This window comes from Streptomyces sp. NPDC039424 (assembly GCF_055639495.1).
This window is the reverse complement of sequence record NZ_JBVKAI010000010.1, coordinates 65,062-79,216: the sequence shown is the minus strand read 5'-3', so window position 1 is coordinate 79,216 and position 14,155 is coordinate 65,062. Positions and strand designations below refer to the sequence as shown.

Below are 14,155 nucleotides of genomic sequence, written 5' to 3'. Positions count from 1 at the left end.
CCGCGTACTGGGCGTACTCGGGTGATGCGACAACGCGGCGAGGTGCCGTGCCAGGCGTCGCGGACCCGGGGTGATCCGAAGGACACCCCCTAATGCCCGCCCAACTGCCGTACCAGCCCCGCGAACGCGTCTTCCTCCGCCGGGGTCAGTTCCGCCGACTCCAGGTCGGGGGCGGTCTGGCGCTGCTGCGGGAGGGCGGGCAGGACCGGGAGAGAGGCCGGGGACCGGCCGGAGCGCCGTGCGGCGGCCGCGAAGCGGCGGCGGCGCAGGATGCCCGTCACGAGGGTCACCCAGGCGGCGGTCACCAGGGCGAGGAGGACCACCACCAGCAGCTGGAGGATCGAGACGTGCGCAGGCATGCGCCCCAGTACACACCACGGTCCGGGACTTTGGTCCCGGACCGTGACGTATCTCGCAGGTGCCGTGAACAACTCACAGCGCGCTAAAGGGACAAGGAGTGCCGGGCGGTCAGGCCGCGACCGGCTGCTTCCGCTCGGCCGACGCCGTGCCCGGGCCCGCCGCCGACCCGTTGGCGGCGGCCTCCGGGGCCTGCTTGCGCATGCCCTTGAGGACGACCACCAGCGCCGTCGTGACGCACACACCGGCCGCGATGGCGACCAGGTAGAGGAACGGGTTGCCGATCAGCGGGACCACGAAGATGCCGCCGTGCGGGGCGCGCAGGGTGGCTCCGAAGGCCATCGACAGGGCGCCGGTGACCGCGCCGCCGACCATCGAGGACGGGATGACGCGCAGCGGGTCCGCCGCGGCGAACGGGATCGCGCCCTCCGAGATGAAGGAGGCGCCCAGGACCCAGGCGGCCTTGCCGTTCTCGCGCTCGGTCTGCGTGAAGAGCCTGCCGCGCACGGTCGTCGCCAGGGCCATCGCCAGCGGCGGGACCATACCGGCCGCCATGACCGCCGCCATGATCTTCATCGCGGAGTCGCTGGGGCTCGCCACCGCGATACCGGCCGTGGCGAAGGTGTACGCGACCTTGTTCACCGGGCCGCCGAGGTCGAAGCACATCATCAGGCCGAGCAGGGCACCGAGCAGGATGGCGTTGGAGCCGGTGAGGCCGTTGAGCCAGTCGGTCAGGCCCTTCTGGGCGGAGGCGATGGGCTTGCCGATCACCACGAACATCAGGAAGCCGACGATCGCCGCGGAGATCAGCGGGATCACGACCACGGGCATGATGCCGCGCACCGCCGCCGGGATCTTCACCTTCTGGATCGACAGCACCACGCCACCGGCGATCAGACCGGCCGCGAGACCGCCGAGGAAGCCCGCGTTGATGGTCACCGAGATCGCGCCGCCGACGAAGCCGGGGACGAGACCTGGCCGGTCCGCCATGCCGTAGGCGATGTAGCCCGCCAGGACCGGGACGAGGAAGCCGAAGGACACCACGCCGATCTGGAAGAGCAGCGCGGCCCAGCTGTCGGTCTGGGTCCACACGAAGTGGTCCATGACCGACGGCGCCTTGTTGATCTTGTAGCCGCCGATCGCGAAGCCCAGGGCGATCAGCAGACCGCCCGCCGCGACGAACGGGACCATGTAACTGACGCCGGACATCAGCCACTTGCGCAGCTTGGTGCCGTAGCCCTCGGTGGAGTCACCGGCCCGCTCGACCGGCGTACCGGGTGCCGCGCCCGCCGTGACCTCGCCGCGCTCCGCCTTGCCGCGGACCTCGGAGATCAGCTCGCCGGGCCGGTTGATGCCCGCCTTCACACCGACGTCGACGGTCGGCTTCCCGGCGAAGCGGTCCTTGTCGCGCACCGGCACGTCGTGGGCGAAGATCACGCCGTCCGCCGCCGCGATCACCGCCGGGTCGAGCCGGGTGAAACCGGCCGAGCCCTGCGTCTCGACGGCGACCTCGACGCCCGCTTCACGGCCCGCGGTCTCCAGCGACTCGGCGGCCATGTAGGTGTGGGCGATGCCGGTCGGACAGGAGGTGACGGCGACGATACGGAACGGCCGCGCCTCCTCGGCGGGGGCCGCGCTACCCGCTGCGGCGTCGGCGGAGGCCGCCGCCGACGCCGCAGCGGAGTCTTCGGAACCGGCCGCCGGGGCCTCGTCGTCCGCCGCCTCGTCGCCCCGGATCAGGGCGGCAGCCGCGGCGGCGTCGTCCACCGAGCGCAGCGCGGAGGTGAACTCGGCGTTCATCAACTGGCGGGCCAGCGACGACAGGATCGTCAGGTGGGCGTCGTCGGCGCCGGCCGGTGCGGCGATCAGGAAGATCAGGTCGGCCGGGCCGTCGGGCGCGCCGAAGTCGATCCCGGCGGCGCTGCGCCCGAAGGCCAGTGTCGGCTCGGTGACGTGCTCGCTGCGGCAGTGCGGGATGCCAATGCCGCCGTCGAGGCCGGTCGGCATCTGCGCCTCGCGGGCCGCCACGTCGGCGAGGAAGCCCTCCAGGTCGGTCACCCGGCCCAGGGACACCATGCGCTCGGCGAGGGCGCGCGCCGCCGCTTCCTTCGTATCGGCGGACAGGTCGAGGTCGACCAGGTCCGCGGTGATCATCTCGCTCATCGCGGGCTCCTTCGCACGCGTATCGCCCGGGGGGTGGGGTGGGCGGGGGTGGGGACGGGGGTGCTGTGGGGGGAGGTGGGTCGTGCAGCGGTGGGTGCGGAGACGGGACCGGGGAAGCCCCGCCTCCGCGGGCCGGCGGAGCGGCTCAGGGTGCCCTGCCGACCGGCGGTCGCGACGAGTAACGAGGAGCCTCGCCGCTTCATGGACGGTGGTTTCAGGGCGGGTTCCGCATCCGGCTGCCGGGATGCCGCGAAGATGTGCGTCGTACGTACGTTCATGACACCGGCTCCGTAAGCTCGCGGTCCACCGGGACCTCCCTCGTGACCGTCACCGCCGCCGGGTCCAGGTCGGCGGGGGTCGGCATCACACTGCCGGGCAGCTGGACGGCCGCCGCGCCGTGCGCGACGGCGGAGGCGAGGGCCTCGGGGCCGCTGCCGCCGGCGATCAGGAAGCCGGCGAGCGAGGAGTCGCCGGCGCCCACGTTGCTGCGTACGGCGGCCACGCGCGCGCTGGCGAACCAGGCGCCCGCGCCGTCCACCAGCAGCTGCCCGTCGGCGCCCAGGCTCGCGAGCACGGCGCGCGCGCCCATCTCGCGCAGTTCCTCGGCCGCCTTCACCGCGTCGCCCACGGTCGCCAGCGGGCGCCCGACGGCCTCCGCGAGCTCCTCGGCGTTCGGCTTCACCACGTCCGGGCCCTCTCGCAGCGCCTCCAGCAGCGCGGGCCCGGAGGTGTCCAGGGCGATGCGCTTGCCGGCGGCGTGCGCCCGCGCGACCAGGTCGGCGTACCAGGCGGGGGCGAGGCCGCGCGGCAGGCTGCCGCAGCACGCGATCCAGTCGGCGTCGTGCGACTGGGCCCGGACCGTCTCCAGCAGCAGCTCCTGCTCCTCCGGGGACAGCTCCGGACCAGGCGCGTTGATCTTCGTCAGGACTCCGTCCGCCTCCGCGAGCGCGATGTTGGAGCGGGTGGCCCCGGCGACCGGGACCGGTGCGACCTCGATGCCCTGGGCGTCGAGCAGGTCGGCGACGAGCGCGCCCGGCGCACCGCCCAGGGGCAGGACGGCGACCGTGCGCTGCCCGGCGGCGGCGACGGCCCGCGAGACGTTCACGCCCTTGCCACCGGGGTCCATGCGCTCGCCGGTGGCGCGGATGACCTCTCCGCGCTCCAGCGACGGGACCTCGTACGTGCGGTCGAGGGACGGGTTGGGGGTGACGGTGAGGATCATGCGCGCACTACTTCCGTGCCGCCGCGCTCGATGGCGACGGCGTCGTCGGGGCTCAGCCCGCTGTCGGTGATCAGCAGGTCCACGTCGCTCAGGCCGCCGAAGCGGGCGAAGTGCTCCTGGCCGTGCTTGGTGGCGTCGGCGAGCAGCACCACGCGGCGGGCGGCAGTGATCGCCGCGCGCTTGACCGCGGCCTCGGCGAGGTCGGGGGTGGTCAGACCGTGCTCGGCGGAGAAGCCGTTGGCGGCGACGAACAGGACGTCGGCGCGGATCTCGCCGTACGCGCGCAGCGCCCAGGCGTCCACGGCGGCGCGCGTACGGTGCCGTACACGCCCCCCGACCAGGTGGAGCTGGATGCCCGGATGGTCGGCGAGGCGGGCCGCGATCGGCAGGGAGTGCGTGACGACGGTGAGCTGCGACTCCAGGGGGATGGCCCCGGCCAGCTGGGCGACCGTCGTGCCGGCGTCGAGGATCATCGTGCCCTCGGTCGGCAGTTCCGCGAGGGCCGCCTTGGCGATGCGGTCCTTCTCGTCGGCGGCCGTGCTCTCGCGTTCGGCGAGGTCCGGCTCGAAGTCGAGGCGTCCGGCCGGGATGGCACCGCCGTGCACCCGGCGGACGAGGCCGGCGCGGTCGAGGGCCTTCAGGTCACGGCGGATCGTTTCCGCCGTCACCTGGAACTCCTCGGCCAGCGACACCACGTCCACTCGGCCGCCATCACGGGCGAGGCGGAGGATCTCCTGCTGCCGCTCCGGTGCGTACATGTCCGTTCACCTCCGACTCATGCCCGAACGTGTGGTTTCAATGGCGAGGCTACGCCCAGATGTCCGGAAAGTAAACAGGTTCGGTTTTGATTCGGGCATGAACGGACTTCTGGTCCCGTCGGAGTCGGCCGAGCACGCCGAAGGGCCCGACGTCACCGGGACGCCGGGCCCTTCCTTCGGGGAGGTACTCAGGACACGAGTTCCCGCTCCCTCTCCTCCACCGCGACCTCCGGCTCCGCGCCTTCCACATGCTGCGCCGGCCGCTTGGGCAGCGCGAACATCAGCAGGAAGATCGCACCCATGACCCCGGCCACCCAGCCCAGAGCGTGCTGGAAGGCGTCCACGAACGCCGGGCCCACCTGGGGCGGGGTCAGGTCGTCGTCGATCGAGCCGAAGAAGACCACCGACACCAGGCCCAGCCCGAGGGCGTTGCCCATCTGCTGCACGGTGTTGATCAGGCCGGACGCCGAACCGGCGTGCTCACGCGGCACCTCGGAGAGCACCGCGTCCGTCAGCGGGGCGACGATCAGGCCCATGCCGACGCCCATGACGACCAGCGGGAGCGCCATCTGCCAGGGGGCGATGCCGAGGCCGTACCGGTGGGCCTCCGCGATGTAGATCAGGACACCGAGGGCCATCACCAGCGCACCCGCCTGCAGCACCTTGCGGCCGAAGCGCGGCACCAGCTTCTGCACCGACATCCCGGCCGCGACGGAGACCGCGATCGAGAAGGGCACGCCGGTCAGTCCGGCCTTCAGCGGGCTCCAGCGCAGGCCGGTCTGCATGTACAGCGTCCACACCAGGAAGAAGACGCCGAGCCCGACCCCGAAGACGGTCTGCACCGCGATGCCCGCCGCGAAGCTCTTCACCCGGAACAGCGACAGCTCGACCAGCGGGGAGCCGTCCCGCGCGCCCTTGTGCCGCTCGTAGGCCACCAGCGCCGCGAAGACGCCGACCGCCCCGGCCATCGACACGTACCCCCACAGCGGCCAGCCCAGCTCGCGGCCCCGGGTGAGCGGGTAGAGCAGCATCAGCAGGCCCAGCGTCACCAGCGCGACACCGACGAGGTCCAGCTTCAGCGCCTTCGGAGCCTTCGACTCGGTGATGAAACGGCGGCCGAGGAGGAAGGCGACGACGCCGACCGGCAGGTTGATGAGGAAGATCGGCCGCCACTGCAGCCCGAACAGGTTCCACTCCGTCAGCAGCGCGCCCAGCAGCGGGCCCGAGACCGCGCCCAGGCCGACGACCGCGCCGAACATCCCGAAGACCTTGCCACGCTCGTGCGCCGGGAAGGTGGCGTGCACGATCGACAGCACCTGCGGCACCATCATCGCCGCCATCGCGCCCTGGAGGATGCGGGAGGCGACCAGCATCTCCGGGTTCGCGGCGAAGCCGCACAGCGCGGAGGCGAGGGTGAAGCCGCCTATGCCGACGAGGAACAGCCGCCTGCGGCCGTGGATGTCGCCGAGCCGTCCGCCGGTGACCAGGCCGGCGGCGAACGCGAGGGCGTAACCGGCGGTGATCCACTGGATCTGGCTGAAGGAGGCGCCGGCGTCCTGCTGGATCGAGGGAATCGCGATGTTGACGATCGTGACGTCGACCAGGTCCATGAAGGCGGCGGTCATCACGATCGCGAGGGCGAACCAGCGGCGGCGGTCACCCACCGCGGACTGGGTGGTGCTGGTGGTCTCGGTGGAGGTCATGGTTCGAAGGTAGAGCCCCACTAGGTCAGATCGTGTCCTACTTCTGCGGCATTCTGCAGGCATGACGACGGACACTCCGGCCCGGCTGCTCCAGCTCCTCTCCCTCCTCCAGACGCCCCGCGAATGGCCCGGCGGCGAGCTCGCCGACCGGCTCGGGGTGTCCCGCCGCACGGTCCGGCGGGATGTAGACCGGCTGCGCGAGCTGGGCTATCCGGTGCAGGCGACCATGGGCGCGGACGGCGGATACCGGCTGGTCGCGGGCAAGGCGATGCCCCCTCTCGTGCTCGACGACGAGGAGGCGGTGGCCATCGCGGTGGGGCTGCGGGCCGGTGCCGGGCACGCACTGGCGGGGGTCGACGAGGCGTCCGTACGGGCGCTGGCGAAGCTGGAACAGGTGCTGCCGGCCCGGCTGCGCCACCGGGTCTCCACCCTGCAGGCCGCGACGACCCCGCTGACCAGCGGGGACGGGGCGAGCATCGCGCCCGAGACGCTCACCGTGATGGCGTCGACGGTGGCCGGGCGGGAGCGGCTGCGGTTCGCGTACCGGGCCAAGGACGGAAGCGAGTCGCGGCGGCAGACCGAGCCGTACCGGCTGGTGTCGACCGGGCGGCGCTGGTATCTCGTGGCGTACGACCTCGACCGCGACGACTGGCGTACGTTCCGCGTCGACCGGGTGAGCGAGCCGTTCGCCACCGGCGCGCGGTTCACTCCCCGGGAGCTGCCCACCGGGGATGCGGCGGAGTATCTGCGGCGCTCCATTCGGCGGACGCAGGATTCGTACGCGTACGTGGTGACCTTCGCGCGGTCCGCGGACTTCGTCGCCGCCCGTGTGCCCGCCTGGGTGGGCCGACCGGAGCCGGTGGACTCGGGAGGCTGCGTGCTGCGGGGCGAGTCCTCGGATCCCGTGGAGTGGCTGGCGGTCCGGCTGGCGATGGTGGGCTGCGACTTCACGGTGCGGGAGCCCGAGGAACTCGTGCGGTGCGTACGGGAGTTGGGTGGGCGGTTGAACCGGGCGGCGGGTGGGTGAGCCACTGCCGGGCGGGCGGTGCGGCCCACAGCCGCGACGGCTACGGCATCCCCTCCCACGGAAACCCACGCAACGCCGCCAGGTTCCGCAGCGCCAGCGCCGCGGGTCCCTCCGGCCCGGAGGGCGGGGCCGGGGTGGCGGCCCAGGACTCGACCGCCACCCGCACCGCGGCGCCCGCCACCGTGGCGGCGAAGCGGAGGTCGCAGCGGGCGGCAACGTTGTCGGAGCCGGAAGGACCGACGGGGCCGGGGGGAACGGGAGGACCGGGGGGAGAGGGAGGGCCGGGAGGAACGGCGGTCCGTGCCGCCAGGATCTCCGCGAGCGTCCGCTCCGACTCATGGCACACCTCCGCCCACACCTTCCGCAGCGCCGGGCTCGTGGCGGCGAGGCGGATGAGGGTGCGGACCCACTCCCAGGACGCGGCGGAGACGGCGTGGCCGGGAGTCAGGGTGTGGCGGACGGCGTGTTCCAGGGCCTCGGGGACGGACAGGGCCGCCGGGGCCTCGCGGACGGCCTCCGCCCAGCGCTGGGCGCCCGCCGCGTAGAGCGGGGCGACCGCCTCCTCCTTGGTGGCGAAGTAGCGGTAGAAGGTGCGCGGAGCGCAACCGGCCGCCGCGGCGATGTCCTCGGCCCGGGTGGCCCTGAGGCCCCGGCTGACGAAGAGCTTGGCCGCCGCCCGCGCGATCTCCATCCGCGTCTCGGCCCTGCGCCGCTCCGTCAGTGATCCCGGGGGAGCGGCAGACGCGGAAAGGGCCTGGTCGGGGGTCTTGCGCGGGGGACTGGGGTCGTTCACGGCGGCAGGTTATGCCCATGTGGCAGAATCTGCCATCCGGCGGGCCACCCCGGGGTTCAGGTACGGGGTGCCCCGCCCTTCCAGCATGTCCGCGAGGCCCACGACCCGCGAACGCCGAGGAGCCGGGCTCCGGCACCCGGGGGGACAGGCGCCGGAGCCCAGCTCGGGGAAGGTCCCGGCGCCGGGGGGGGGTGTGCGTCGGGACGTGGCTCAGGGGAGAGAACGTCTCTCGGAGGGCGGTGGAGGTGCGGTTCCGGGCCCTCTACTCCCGGGCCCTGAGGTGTTTTTCCCAGGGCCCCGCGAGTTGAAGCGGCGCTACAGCGCCATGTTTGCGCGGTCTTCCGCCACCCGGCGTACGCGGTCGCCGAGCGGTCGGCTCACCGGCAGCGCGCAGGGCGGCCGGCGGTCACGCCGCCGCGTCGAAGCCCGTCTGGCGGGCCAGCTTCTTCAGTTCGAGCAGCGCGTGCTTCTCGATCTGGCGGATGCGTTCACGGGTCAGGCCGTGCTCCTTGCCGACCTCGGTCAGCGTGCGCTCCCGGCCGTCCTCGATGCCGTACCGCATCTTGATGATGGATGCCGTGCGCTGGTCCAGGCGGCCGATCAGGTCGTCCAGTTCCTCGCTGCGCAGCAGCGTCAGCACCGACTGCTCGGGCGAGACCGCGGAGGTGTCCTCCAGCAGGTCGCCGAACTGGGTCTCGCCCTCGTCGTCCACCGCCATGTTCAGCGAGACCGGGTCACGGGCCCAGTCGAGCACGTCGATGACGCGCTCCGGCGTCGAGGCGAGCTCGGTGGCGATCTCCGCGGGCTCCGGCTCGCGGCCGTTCTCCCGGTTGAACTCGCGCTGCACGCGGCGGATGCGGCCCAGCTCCTCCACCAGGTGGACGGGCAGCCGGATGGTGCGGGACTGGTCCGCGATGGAGCGGGTGATCGCCTGACGGATCCACCAGGTGGCGTAGGTCGAGAACTTGAAGCCCTTGCGGTAGTCGAACTTCTCGACCGCGCGCACCAGGCCGGCGTTGCCCTCCTGGATCAGGTCGAGCAGGGGCAGTCCGCTGCGGGGGTAACGGCGGGCCACGGCGACGACCAGACGCAGGTTGGAGCGGATGAACACGTCCTTGGCGCGCTCCCCCTCGGCGACCAGGGCTTCCAGCTCCTCGCGGGTGGCGTTCGCCTTGGACTCCTCGAACCCGTCGAGGATCTGCTGTGCGAACACCCCCGCCTCTATGGTCTGGGACAGGTCGACTTCCTTGGCAGCGTCGAGCAGCGGCGTCCGCGCGATCTCGTCGAGGTACATGCCGACCAGGTCGCGGTCGGCGATCTCGCCGCCATGGGCGCGAACACTGCTTGCCGCGTCGGCCGTCTCGCCGGTGGCGGACTTACGACGGGCGACGGCACGGGTTGCCATGCGTGCTCCCTTGCGATGGTGGGTCAGCGGGCGGTCCAGGTGGACGCTCGGCACTCCGACAGATGAACGGTTCGGACTCTGGTCGAGTGCCCGGCATCCGAAGGAAACAACGACTGGAATCCGGACAGAATTCCCAACCCACCCCTCGATTTTTCTGATCATGCAGTACCCTGTCGGGCCACACGGGGAGGCATGATGCCGTCACAGCGCGCAGAGGTGCAGGTCAGACCGGGAGTCGAGGGTGACCTCGAGGCCCTCACGGACATCTACAACCACTATGTACGTGAGACGCCCATCACATTCGACACCGTGGTCTTCACGCCGGAAGAGCGACGCCCCTGGCTGCTCTCCCACCCGGAAGACGGCCCGTACCGCCTGATGGTTGCCGTGGACGCCCGGTCACAGCGGATTCTTGGCTACGCCACATCCAGCCCCTACCGCGCGAAGCCCGCGTACGGCACGTCCGTGGAGGCGACCGTCTACCTCGCCCCGGACGCCGGCCGCCGCGGCATCGGCACCCTCCTGTACAAGGCCCTCTTCGAGGCCCTGTCCGGCGAGGACCTGCACCGCGCCTACGCGGGCATCGCCCAGCCGAACGAGGCCTCCACGCGGCTGCACGAGCGCTTCGGCTTCCGGTACGTCGGCACATACCGGGAGGTGGGCCGCAAGTTCGGCCGCTACTGGGACGTGGCCTGGTACGAGAAGGAGCTGTGAGCCCGCGCGCGGGCGCCCGCAGGACCGCTCAGCCGAACTGCACCGACCGCTTCGCCATGCCCATCCAGAAGCCGTCGATCACCGACTTCTGCGCGTCCAGCTCACCGCCGGCCTCCGCCGCGCCCATGGTGACGAAGAGCGGGGCGAAGTGCTCGGTGCGCGGGTGGGCGTAACGGCCCGCGGGAGCCTTGTCGAGGAAGTCCAGCAGGGAGTCCCAGTCGCGGGACTCCAGCGCGTGCCGCCCCCAGTCGTCGAACTCCGAGGACCAGCTGGGCACACCGTTGCCCGCGTACCGCAGCGCGGCCAGGTTGTGCGTGAAGAAGCCGGAGCCGACGATCAGCACGCCCTCGTCGCGCAGCGGGGCCAGCCTGCGGCCGACCTCCATGAGCCTCACCGGGTCGAGGGTCGGCATGGAGACCTGGAGGACCGGGATGTCGGCGGCGGGGAACATCTCCACCAGGGGGACGTACGCGCCGTGGTCGAGGCCGCGGTCCGGGATGTCCTGCACGGGCGTGCCGGGGGCGCGCAGCAGCTTGCGTACGGACTCGGCGAGCTCCGGTGCGCCGGGTGCCTCGTACCGCACCTGGTAGTAGTGCTCGGGGAAGCCCCAGAAGTCGTAGACGAGCGGGACCGTCGTGGTCGCGCCGAGGGCGAGCGGGGCCTCCTCCCAGTGGGCGGAGACCATCAGGATCGCCTTGGGGCGGGGCAGGCCGGCGGACCATGCGGCGAGCTGGCCGGGCCAGACGGGGTCGTCGGCGAGCGGCGGGGCACCGTGACTGAGATAGAGGGTGGGCATGCGCCCCTGGGTGGCGGCGGACATGACGGCGGCTCCCTCTCGTACGACTTCACTCTGGTTCAGGATTGCTTTAACTCTCAAGCTTCACCAGACAGCCTACGACCTACTTGTTTAATGTTCAAGGAGAAGCCTCGTACAGTGGGATACATGAATACGGCACCCGATTCCGCCGCACAGCACCGCTGGCTCACCGACGAGGAGCAGCGCGTCTGGCGTTCGTACATCCAGGCCACCACCTTGCTGGAGGACCACCTCGACCGCCAGCTGCAGCGGGACGCGGGCATGCCGCACGTCTACTACGGCCTGCTCGTCGGACTCGCCGAGGCCCCGCGCCGCCGGCTGCGGATGACCGAGCTGGCCATGAAGGCCAAGATCACCCGCTCCCGCCTCTCGCACGCCATCGCCCGCCTGGAGAAGAGCGGCTGGGTGCGCCGCGAGGACTGCCCCTCCGACAAGCGGGGCCAGTTCGCCGTGCTGACCGACGAGGGCTACGAGGTGCTGCGGCGCACCGCGCCGGGCCATGTGACCGCGGTCCGCCAGGCGCTGTTCGAGCGACTGACCCCCGAACAGCAGAAGGCCCTCGGCGAGATCATGGAGATCGTCGCCGAGGGCCTCCAGCCCGACGAAGCGGGTGCGGACCTGCCCTGGCTCCGCTGAGGGAGCTGCGGTGCCCGCAGTGCCCGCGGTGCCCTTGAGGGTTCAGTGCGTCAGTGCGCGATCACCGGCACCGCCACCTCGTCCTCGACTCCCTCACCGGAGGCGACCGGGGTGGCGCCCGGGCGGCCGGCGTTGACGAAGGTCACCACGATCGCGGCGGAGACCACCAGGATGCCGACGGCGAACCAGATCGCGCTGGTGTAGCCGTGCACCATGCCCTGGAGCCCGACCAGCTGCTGCTGCGGCTTGGTGGTCGCGGTCGCGATGTGGTCCTTGACGTACGAGGTGGTCGCCGAGGAGGCGATCGTGTTCAGCAGGGCCGTACCGATCGCGCCGCCCACCTGCTGCGAGGTGTTGACCATCGCGGAGGCCACACCGGCGTCCCGGGGCTCGACGCCCTGGGTGGCCAGGGACATGGCCGGCATGAACGCCGTACCCATGCCGAGACCGAGCAGCAGCATCGCCGGCAGCAGCAGGGCCGCGTACGAGGAGCCGATCTCCATCTGGGTCAGCAGCAGCATGCCGAGCCCGGCGACCAGGAAGCCGGGGCCCATCAGCAGCCGGGGCGGGACCCGGGTCATCAGACGGGTGCCGATCTGGGTGGACCCGGTGATCATGCCCACGATCATCGGCAGGAAGGCGAAGCCGGTCTTCACCGGGGAGTAGCCCTTGACGATCTGGAGGTAGTAGGTCAGGAAGAGGAAGAGGCCGAACATCGCGATGATCGCCAGGCCGAGCGAGAGGTAGATGCCGCCGCGGTTGCGGTCGGTGATCACCCGCAGCGGCAGCAGCGGTGCCTTCACCTTCGCCTCGACGAGCACGAAGGCGAGGAGCAGCACGGCGGACGCGACGAACATACCGACCGTCACGGAGTCGCCCCAGCCGTCGGACTCGGCGCGGGTGAAGCCGTAGACCAGGGCCACCAGGCCGAGCGTCGACAGGATCACGCCCGGGATGTCGAGCGCGGACCGGTTCCGGCCGCCCTCCGGCTCACGGATGACGAAGTAGGCACCGGCCGCGGCGACCACGGCGAAGGGGATGTTCACGAAGAACGTCCAGCGCCAGTCCAGGTACTCGGTGAGGAACCCGCCGAGGATCAGGCCGACGGCGCCGCCGCCACCTGCGATGGCACCGTAGATGCCGAACGCCTTGGCACGCTCCTTGGCGTCCGTGAACATCACGGCGAGCAGCGAGAGCGCGGCCGGGGCGAGCAGGGCACCGAAGGCACCCTGGAGGGCGCGCGCCCCGAACATCATCGCGCCGGTGGTCGCCGCCCCGCCGAGCGCGGAGGCGCCGGCGAAGCCCGTCAGGCCGATGACGAAGGCCCGCTTACGGCCCCACAGGTCGGCGATGCGGCCCCCGAAGAGGAGCAGCCCGCCAAAGGCGAGCGCGTACGCCGTCACGACCCACTGGCGGTTGCCGTCGGAGATGCCAAGGTCCTCCTGGGCGGAGGGCAGGGCGATGTTCACGATGGTCGCGTCGAGCACGACCATCAGCTGGGCGAGCGCTATGAAGACGAGCGCCTTCCAGCGGTTGGCGTCGGCGGAGCCGACGGTGGCTGGGACAGTTTTCGACATGGGGGTACCCACTTCGGGACTTCGTGACGGAAAGAAAAGCCGGAAAGAAAAAGAGAAGTTGGGAAGGAGGGCTGATCGGTCAGGCTTGCCTGAAGTCCTCCAAGGTCGCGGCCGTGCCCGGCAGGACGGAGCGGGCCGGGGCCCGTAGACCGTCCAGGAACAGTTGCAGGTGCCGGTGGACGAAGCGGTCGATGCTGAGGCATCCCGCACCGGCCGGCGGGCGGCTGAGCTGGGACACGGCGACGATCAGGTCACCGACGCCGACATCGGGGCGGAGCTGACCGGCCGCCTTGGCGCGGTCCATGATCTCCCCCACGAGCTGCTCGCTCCGCTCCCGCGCCGCCTCCAGATCGGGATGGTTCTGGTCGAAGGTGCTGGAGATCATCGGGCACAGCGCGCTGATCCGCTCGTCGGCGGCGGCGTGCACGAAGCGCTCCAGAGCCTCGAACGCGTCCCCCGTCTCCGCGAGGGCCTGCTCGGCCGCCCGCACCGTACGATCGATGACGGAGCAGACGACCTCGCGGACGAGGGCGTCACGGTCCGGGAAGTTGCGGTACACCGTGGCGTTGCCGACGCCGGCCCGGCGGGCGACCTCGTCGAGCGGTACGTCAGAACCGAACTCCACGAACATCTCCCGGGCGGCGGTGACGATCCGCTCCCGGTTGCGCAGCGCGTCGGCGCGCGGCCGGGCCGTCTTGCGCTGCACGGGGTCCGGAGACGTCACGGTCTGCACGGTGTACTCCTGGGCTGGTGGTCCCGGGCTGGTGGCCCTGGTGGCTGTGGTGGCTGCGGGAAGCGATCCGGGGAGCGAGTCCCCGTTTCGGCCGGACACAGGGCTAAACGGGGAAACGCTCCCCGGTTATTTCCCGACCCCGAAGAAAGCCCCTGTGACCTGAGTCACATAGGGGAGGGCGTGGTGCACTACTCGCCCTACTCGCGAGAAACCCACGATCGGTCTCCTCCAGCGCGCGCCCGCAGCCCTG

Annotated in this window: 13 protein-coding genes; 3 read left to right on the top strand and 10 right to left on the bottom strand. The window is 71.6% G+C overall.

Going from position 1 to position 14,155, the window contains the following annotated elements; translation table 11 throughout:
* Positions 1–89 precede the first annotated feature (89 nt).
* From ACZ7L0_RS24515 to ACZ7L0_RS24495, 5 genes are all read right to left on the bottom strand, one after another.
* Positions 90–359, bottom strand: coding sequence for a hypothetical protein (locus tag ACZ7L0_RS24515; RefSeq protein ID WP_471244675.1), 270 nt, complete (start codon positions 357–359; stop codon positions 90–92).
* A gap of 109 nt (positions 360–468) precedes the next feature.
* Entirely contained in the window at positions 469–2,520 is a 2,052-nt protein-coding gene (locus ACZ7L0_RS24510) for a PTS fructose transporter subunit IIABC (RefSeq protein ID WP_471244674.1), read from the bottom strand.
* A gap of 274 nt (positions 2,521–2,794) precedes the next feature.
* Positions 2,795–3,742: a 1-phosphofructokinase gene (pfkB, locus tag ACZ7L0_RS24505; RefSeq protein ID WP_471244673.1), complete on the bottom strand. Its 948-nt coding sequence runs from the start codon at positions 3,740–3,742 to the stop codon at positions 2,795–2,797.
* Positions 3,739–4,500: a DeoR/GlpR family DNA-binding transcription regulator gene (locus ACZ7L0_RS24500; protein ID WP_471244672.1), complete on the bottom strand. Its 762-nt coding sequence runs from the start codon at positions 4,498–4,500 to the stop codon at positions 3,739–3,741. Before ACZ7L0_RS24500 ends, pfkB begins: the two co-directional genes overlap by 4 nt.
* Positions 4,501–4,688: 188 nt before the next feature.
* The gene (locus tag ACZ7L0_RS24495; RefSeq protein ID WP_471244671.1) at positions 4,689–6,203 is read right to left on the bottom strand and encodes an MFS transporter; all 1,515 of its coding nucleotides are present in this window, start codon (positions 6,201–6,203) and stop codon (positions 4,689–4,691) included.
* A 61-nt stretch (positions 6,204–6,264) separates the two neighbouring features.
* Between ACZ7L0_RS24495 and ACZ7L0_RS24490 the strand changes: the two genes are divergently transcribed.
* Entirely contained in the window at positions 6,265–7,230 is a 966-nt protein-coding gene (locus ACZ7L0_RS24490) for a helix-turn-helix transcriptional regulator (protein WP_471244670.1), read from the top strand.
* 40 nt (positions 7,231–7,270) lie between these two features.
* On the opposite strand, the gene ACZ7L0_RS24485 is transcribed toward ACZ7L0_RS24490, so the two are convergent.
* Both ACZ7L0_RS24485 and ACZ7L0_RS24480 read right to left on the bottom strand, forming a co-directional pair.
* Positions 7,271–7,921: a TetR/AcrR family transcriptional regulator gene (locus ACZ7L0_RS24485; RefSeq protein WP_471244855.1), complete on the bottom strand. Its 651-nt coding sequence runs from the start codon at positions 7,919–7,921 to the stop codon at positions 7,271–7,273.
* A 508-nt stretch (positions 7,922–8,429) separates the two neighbouring features.
* Positions 8,430–9,428 (bottom strand): sigma-70 family RNA polymerase sigma factor, encoded by a 999-nt coding sequence (locus ACZ7L0_RS24480; protein ID WP_471244669.1) that lies wholly within the window; start codon positions 9,426–9,428, stop codon positions 8,430–8,432.
* A 195-nt stretch (positions 9,429–9,623) separates the two neighbouring features.
* Here ACZ7L0_RS24480 and ACZ7L0_RS24475 point away from each other — a divergent pair, with 195 nt between their 5' ends.
* Positions 9,624–10,142 carry a GNAT family N-acetyltransferase gene (locus ACZ7L0_RS24475; RefSeq protein WP_471244854.1) on the top strand — a complete coding sequence of 173 codons (519 nt, stop codon included), beginning with the start codon at positions 9,624–9,626 and terminating at the stop codon, positions 10,140–10,142.
* Positions 10,143–10,170: 28 nt separating this feature from the next.
* Here ACZ7L0_RS24475 and ACZ7L0_RS24470 read toward each other — a convergent pair whose 3' ends face one another.
* Complete coding sequence (locus ACZ7L0_RS24470) at positions 10,171–10,962, bottom strand: dioxygenase family protein (RefSeq protein WP_471244668.1); 792 nt, start codon at positions 10,960–10,962, stop codon at positions 10,171–10,173.
* 123 nt (positions 10,963–11,085) lie between these two features.
* Between ACZ7L0_RS24470 and ACZ7L0_RS24465 the strand changes: the two genes are divergently transcribed.
* Complete coding sequence (locus ACZ7L0_RS24465; protein ID WP_471244667.1) at positions 11,086–11,595, top strand: MarR family winged helix-turn-helix transcriptional regulator; 510 nt, start codon at positions 11,086–11,088, stop codon at positions 11,593–11,595.
* 50 nt (positions 11,596–11,645) lie between these two features.
* On the opposite strand, the gene ACZ7L0_RS24460 is transcribed toward ACZ7L0_RS24465, so the two are convergent.
* Both ACZ7L0_RS24460 and ACZ7L0_RS24455 read right to left on the bottom strand, forming a co-directional pair.
* Entirely contained in the window at positions 11,646–13,172 is a 1,527-nt protein-coding gene (locus ACZ7L0_RS24460; RefSeq protein ID WP_471244666.1) for an MFS transporter, read from the bottom strand.
* 79 nt (positions 13,173–13,251) lie between these two features.
* On the bottom strand, positions 13,252–13,905 hold the full coding sequence (locus tag ACZ7L0_RS24455) for a TetR/AcrR family transcriptional regulator (protein WP_471244665.1): 654 nt from the start codon (positions 13,903–13,905) through the stop codon (positions 13,252–13,254).
* Between the last annotated feature and the right edge of the window lie 250 nt (positions 13,906–14,155).

Excerpts from the sequence above, each read along its gene's own strand:
- ACZ7L0_RS24515 (WP_471244675.1), bottom strand. The coding sequence starts at position 359 with ATGCCTGCGCACGTCTCGATCCTCCAGCTGCTGGTGGTGGTCCTCCTC.
- ACZ7L0_RS24510 (WP_471244674.1), bottom strand. The coding sequence starts at position 2,520 with ATGAGCGAGATGATCACCGCGGACCTGGTCGACCTCGACCTGTCCGCC.
- pfkB (WP_471244673.1), bottom strand. The coding sequence starts at position 3,742 with ATGATCCTCACCGTCACCCCCAACCCGTCCCTCGACCGCACGTACGAG.
- ACZ7L0_RS24500 (WP_471244672.1), bottom strand. The coding sequence starts at position 4,500 with ATGTACGCACCGGAGCGGCAGCAGGAGATCCTCCGCCTCGCCCGTGAT.
- ACZ7L0_RS24495 (WP_471244671.1), bottom strand. The coding sequence starts at position 6,203 with ATGACCTCCACCGAGACCACCAGCACCACCCAGTCCGCGGTGGGTGAC.
- ACZ7L0_RS24490 (WP_471244670.1), top strand. The coding sequence starts at position 6,265 with ATGACGACGGACACTCCGGCCCGGCTGCTCCAGCTCCTCTCCCTCCTC.
- ACZ7L0_RS24485 (WP_471244855.1), bottom strand. The coding sequence starts at position 7,921 with ATGGAGATCGCGCGGGCGGCGGCCAAGCTCTTCGTCAGCCGGGGCCTC.
- ACZ7L0_RS24480 (WP_471244669.1), bottom strand. The coding sequence starts at position 9,428 with ATGGCAACCCGTGCCGTCGCCCGTCGTAAGTCCGCCACCGGCGAGACG.
- ACZ7L0_RS24475 (WP_471244854.1), top strand. The coding sequence starts at position 9,624 with ATGCCGTCACAGCGCGCAGAGGTGCAGGTCAGACCGGGAGTCGAGGGT.
- ACZ7L0_RS24470 (WP_471244668.1), bottom strand. The coding sequence starts at position 10,962 with ATGTCCGCCGCCACCCAGGGGCGCATGCCCACCCTCTATCTCAGTCAC.
- ACZ7L0_RS24465 (WP_471244667.1), top strand. The coding sequence starts at position 11,086 with ATGAATACGGCACCCGATTCCGCCGCACAGCACCGCTGGCTCACCGAC.
- ACZ7L0_RS24460 (WP_471244666.1), bottom strand. The coding sequence starts at position 13,172 with ATGTCGAAAACTGTCCCAGCCACCGTCGGCTCCGCCGACGCCAACCGC.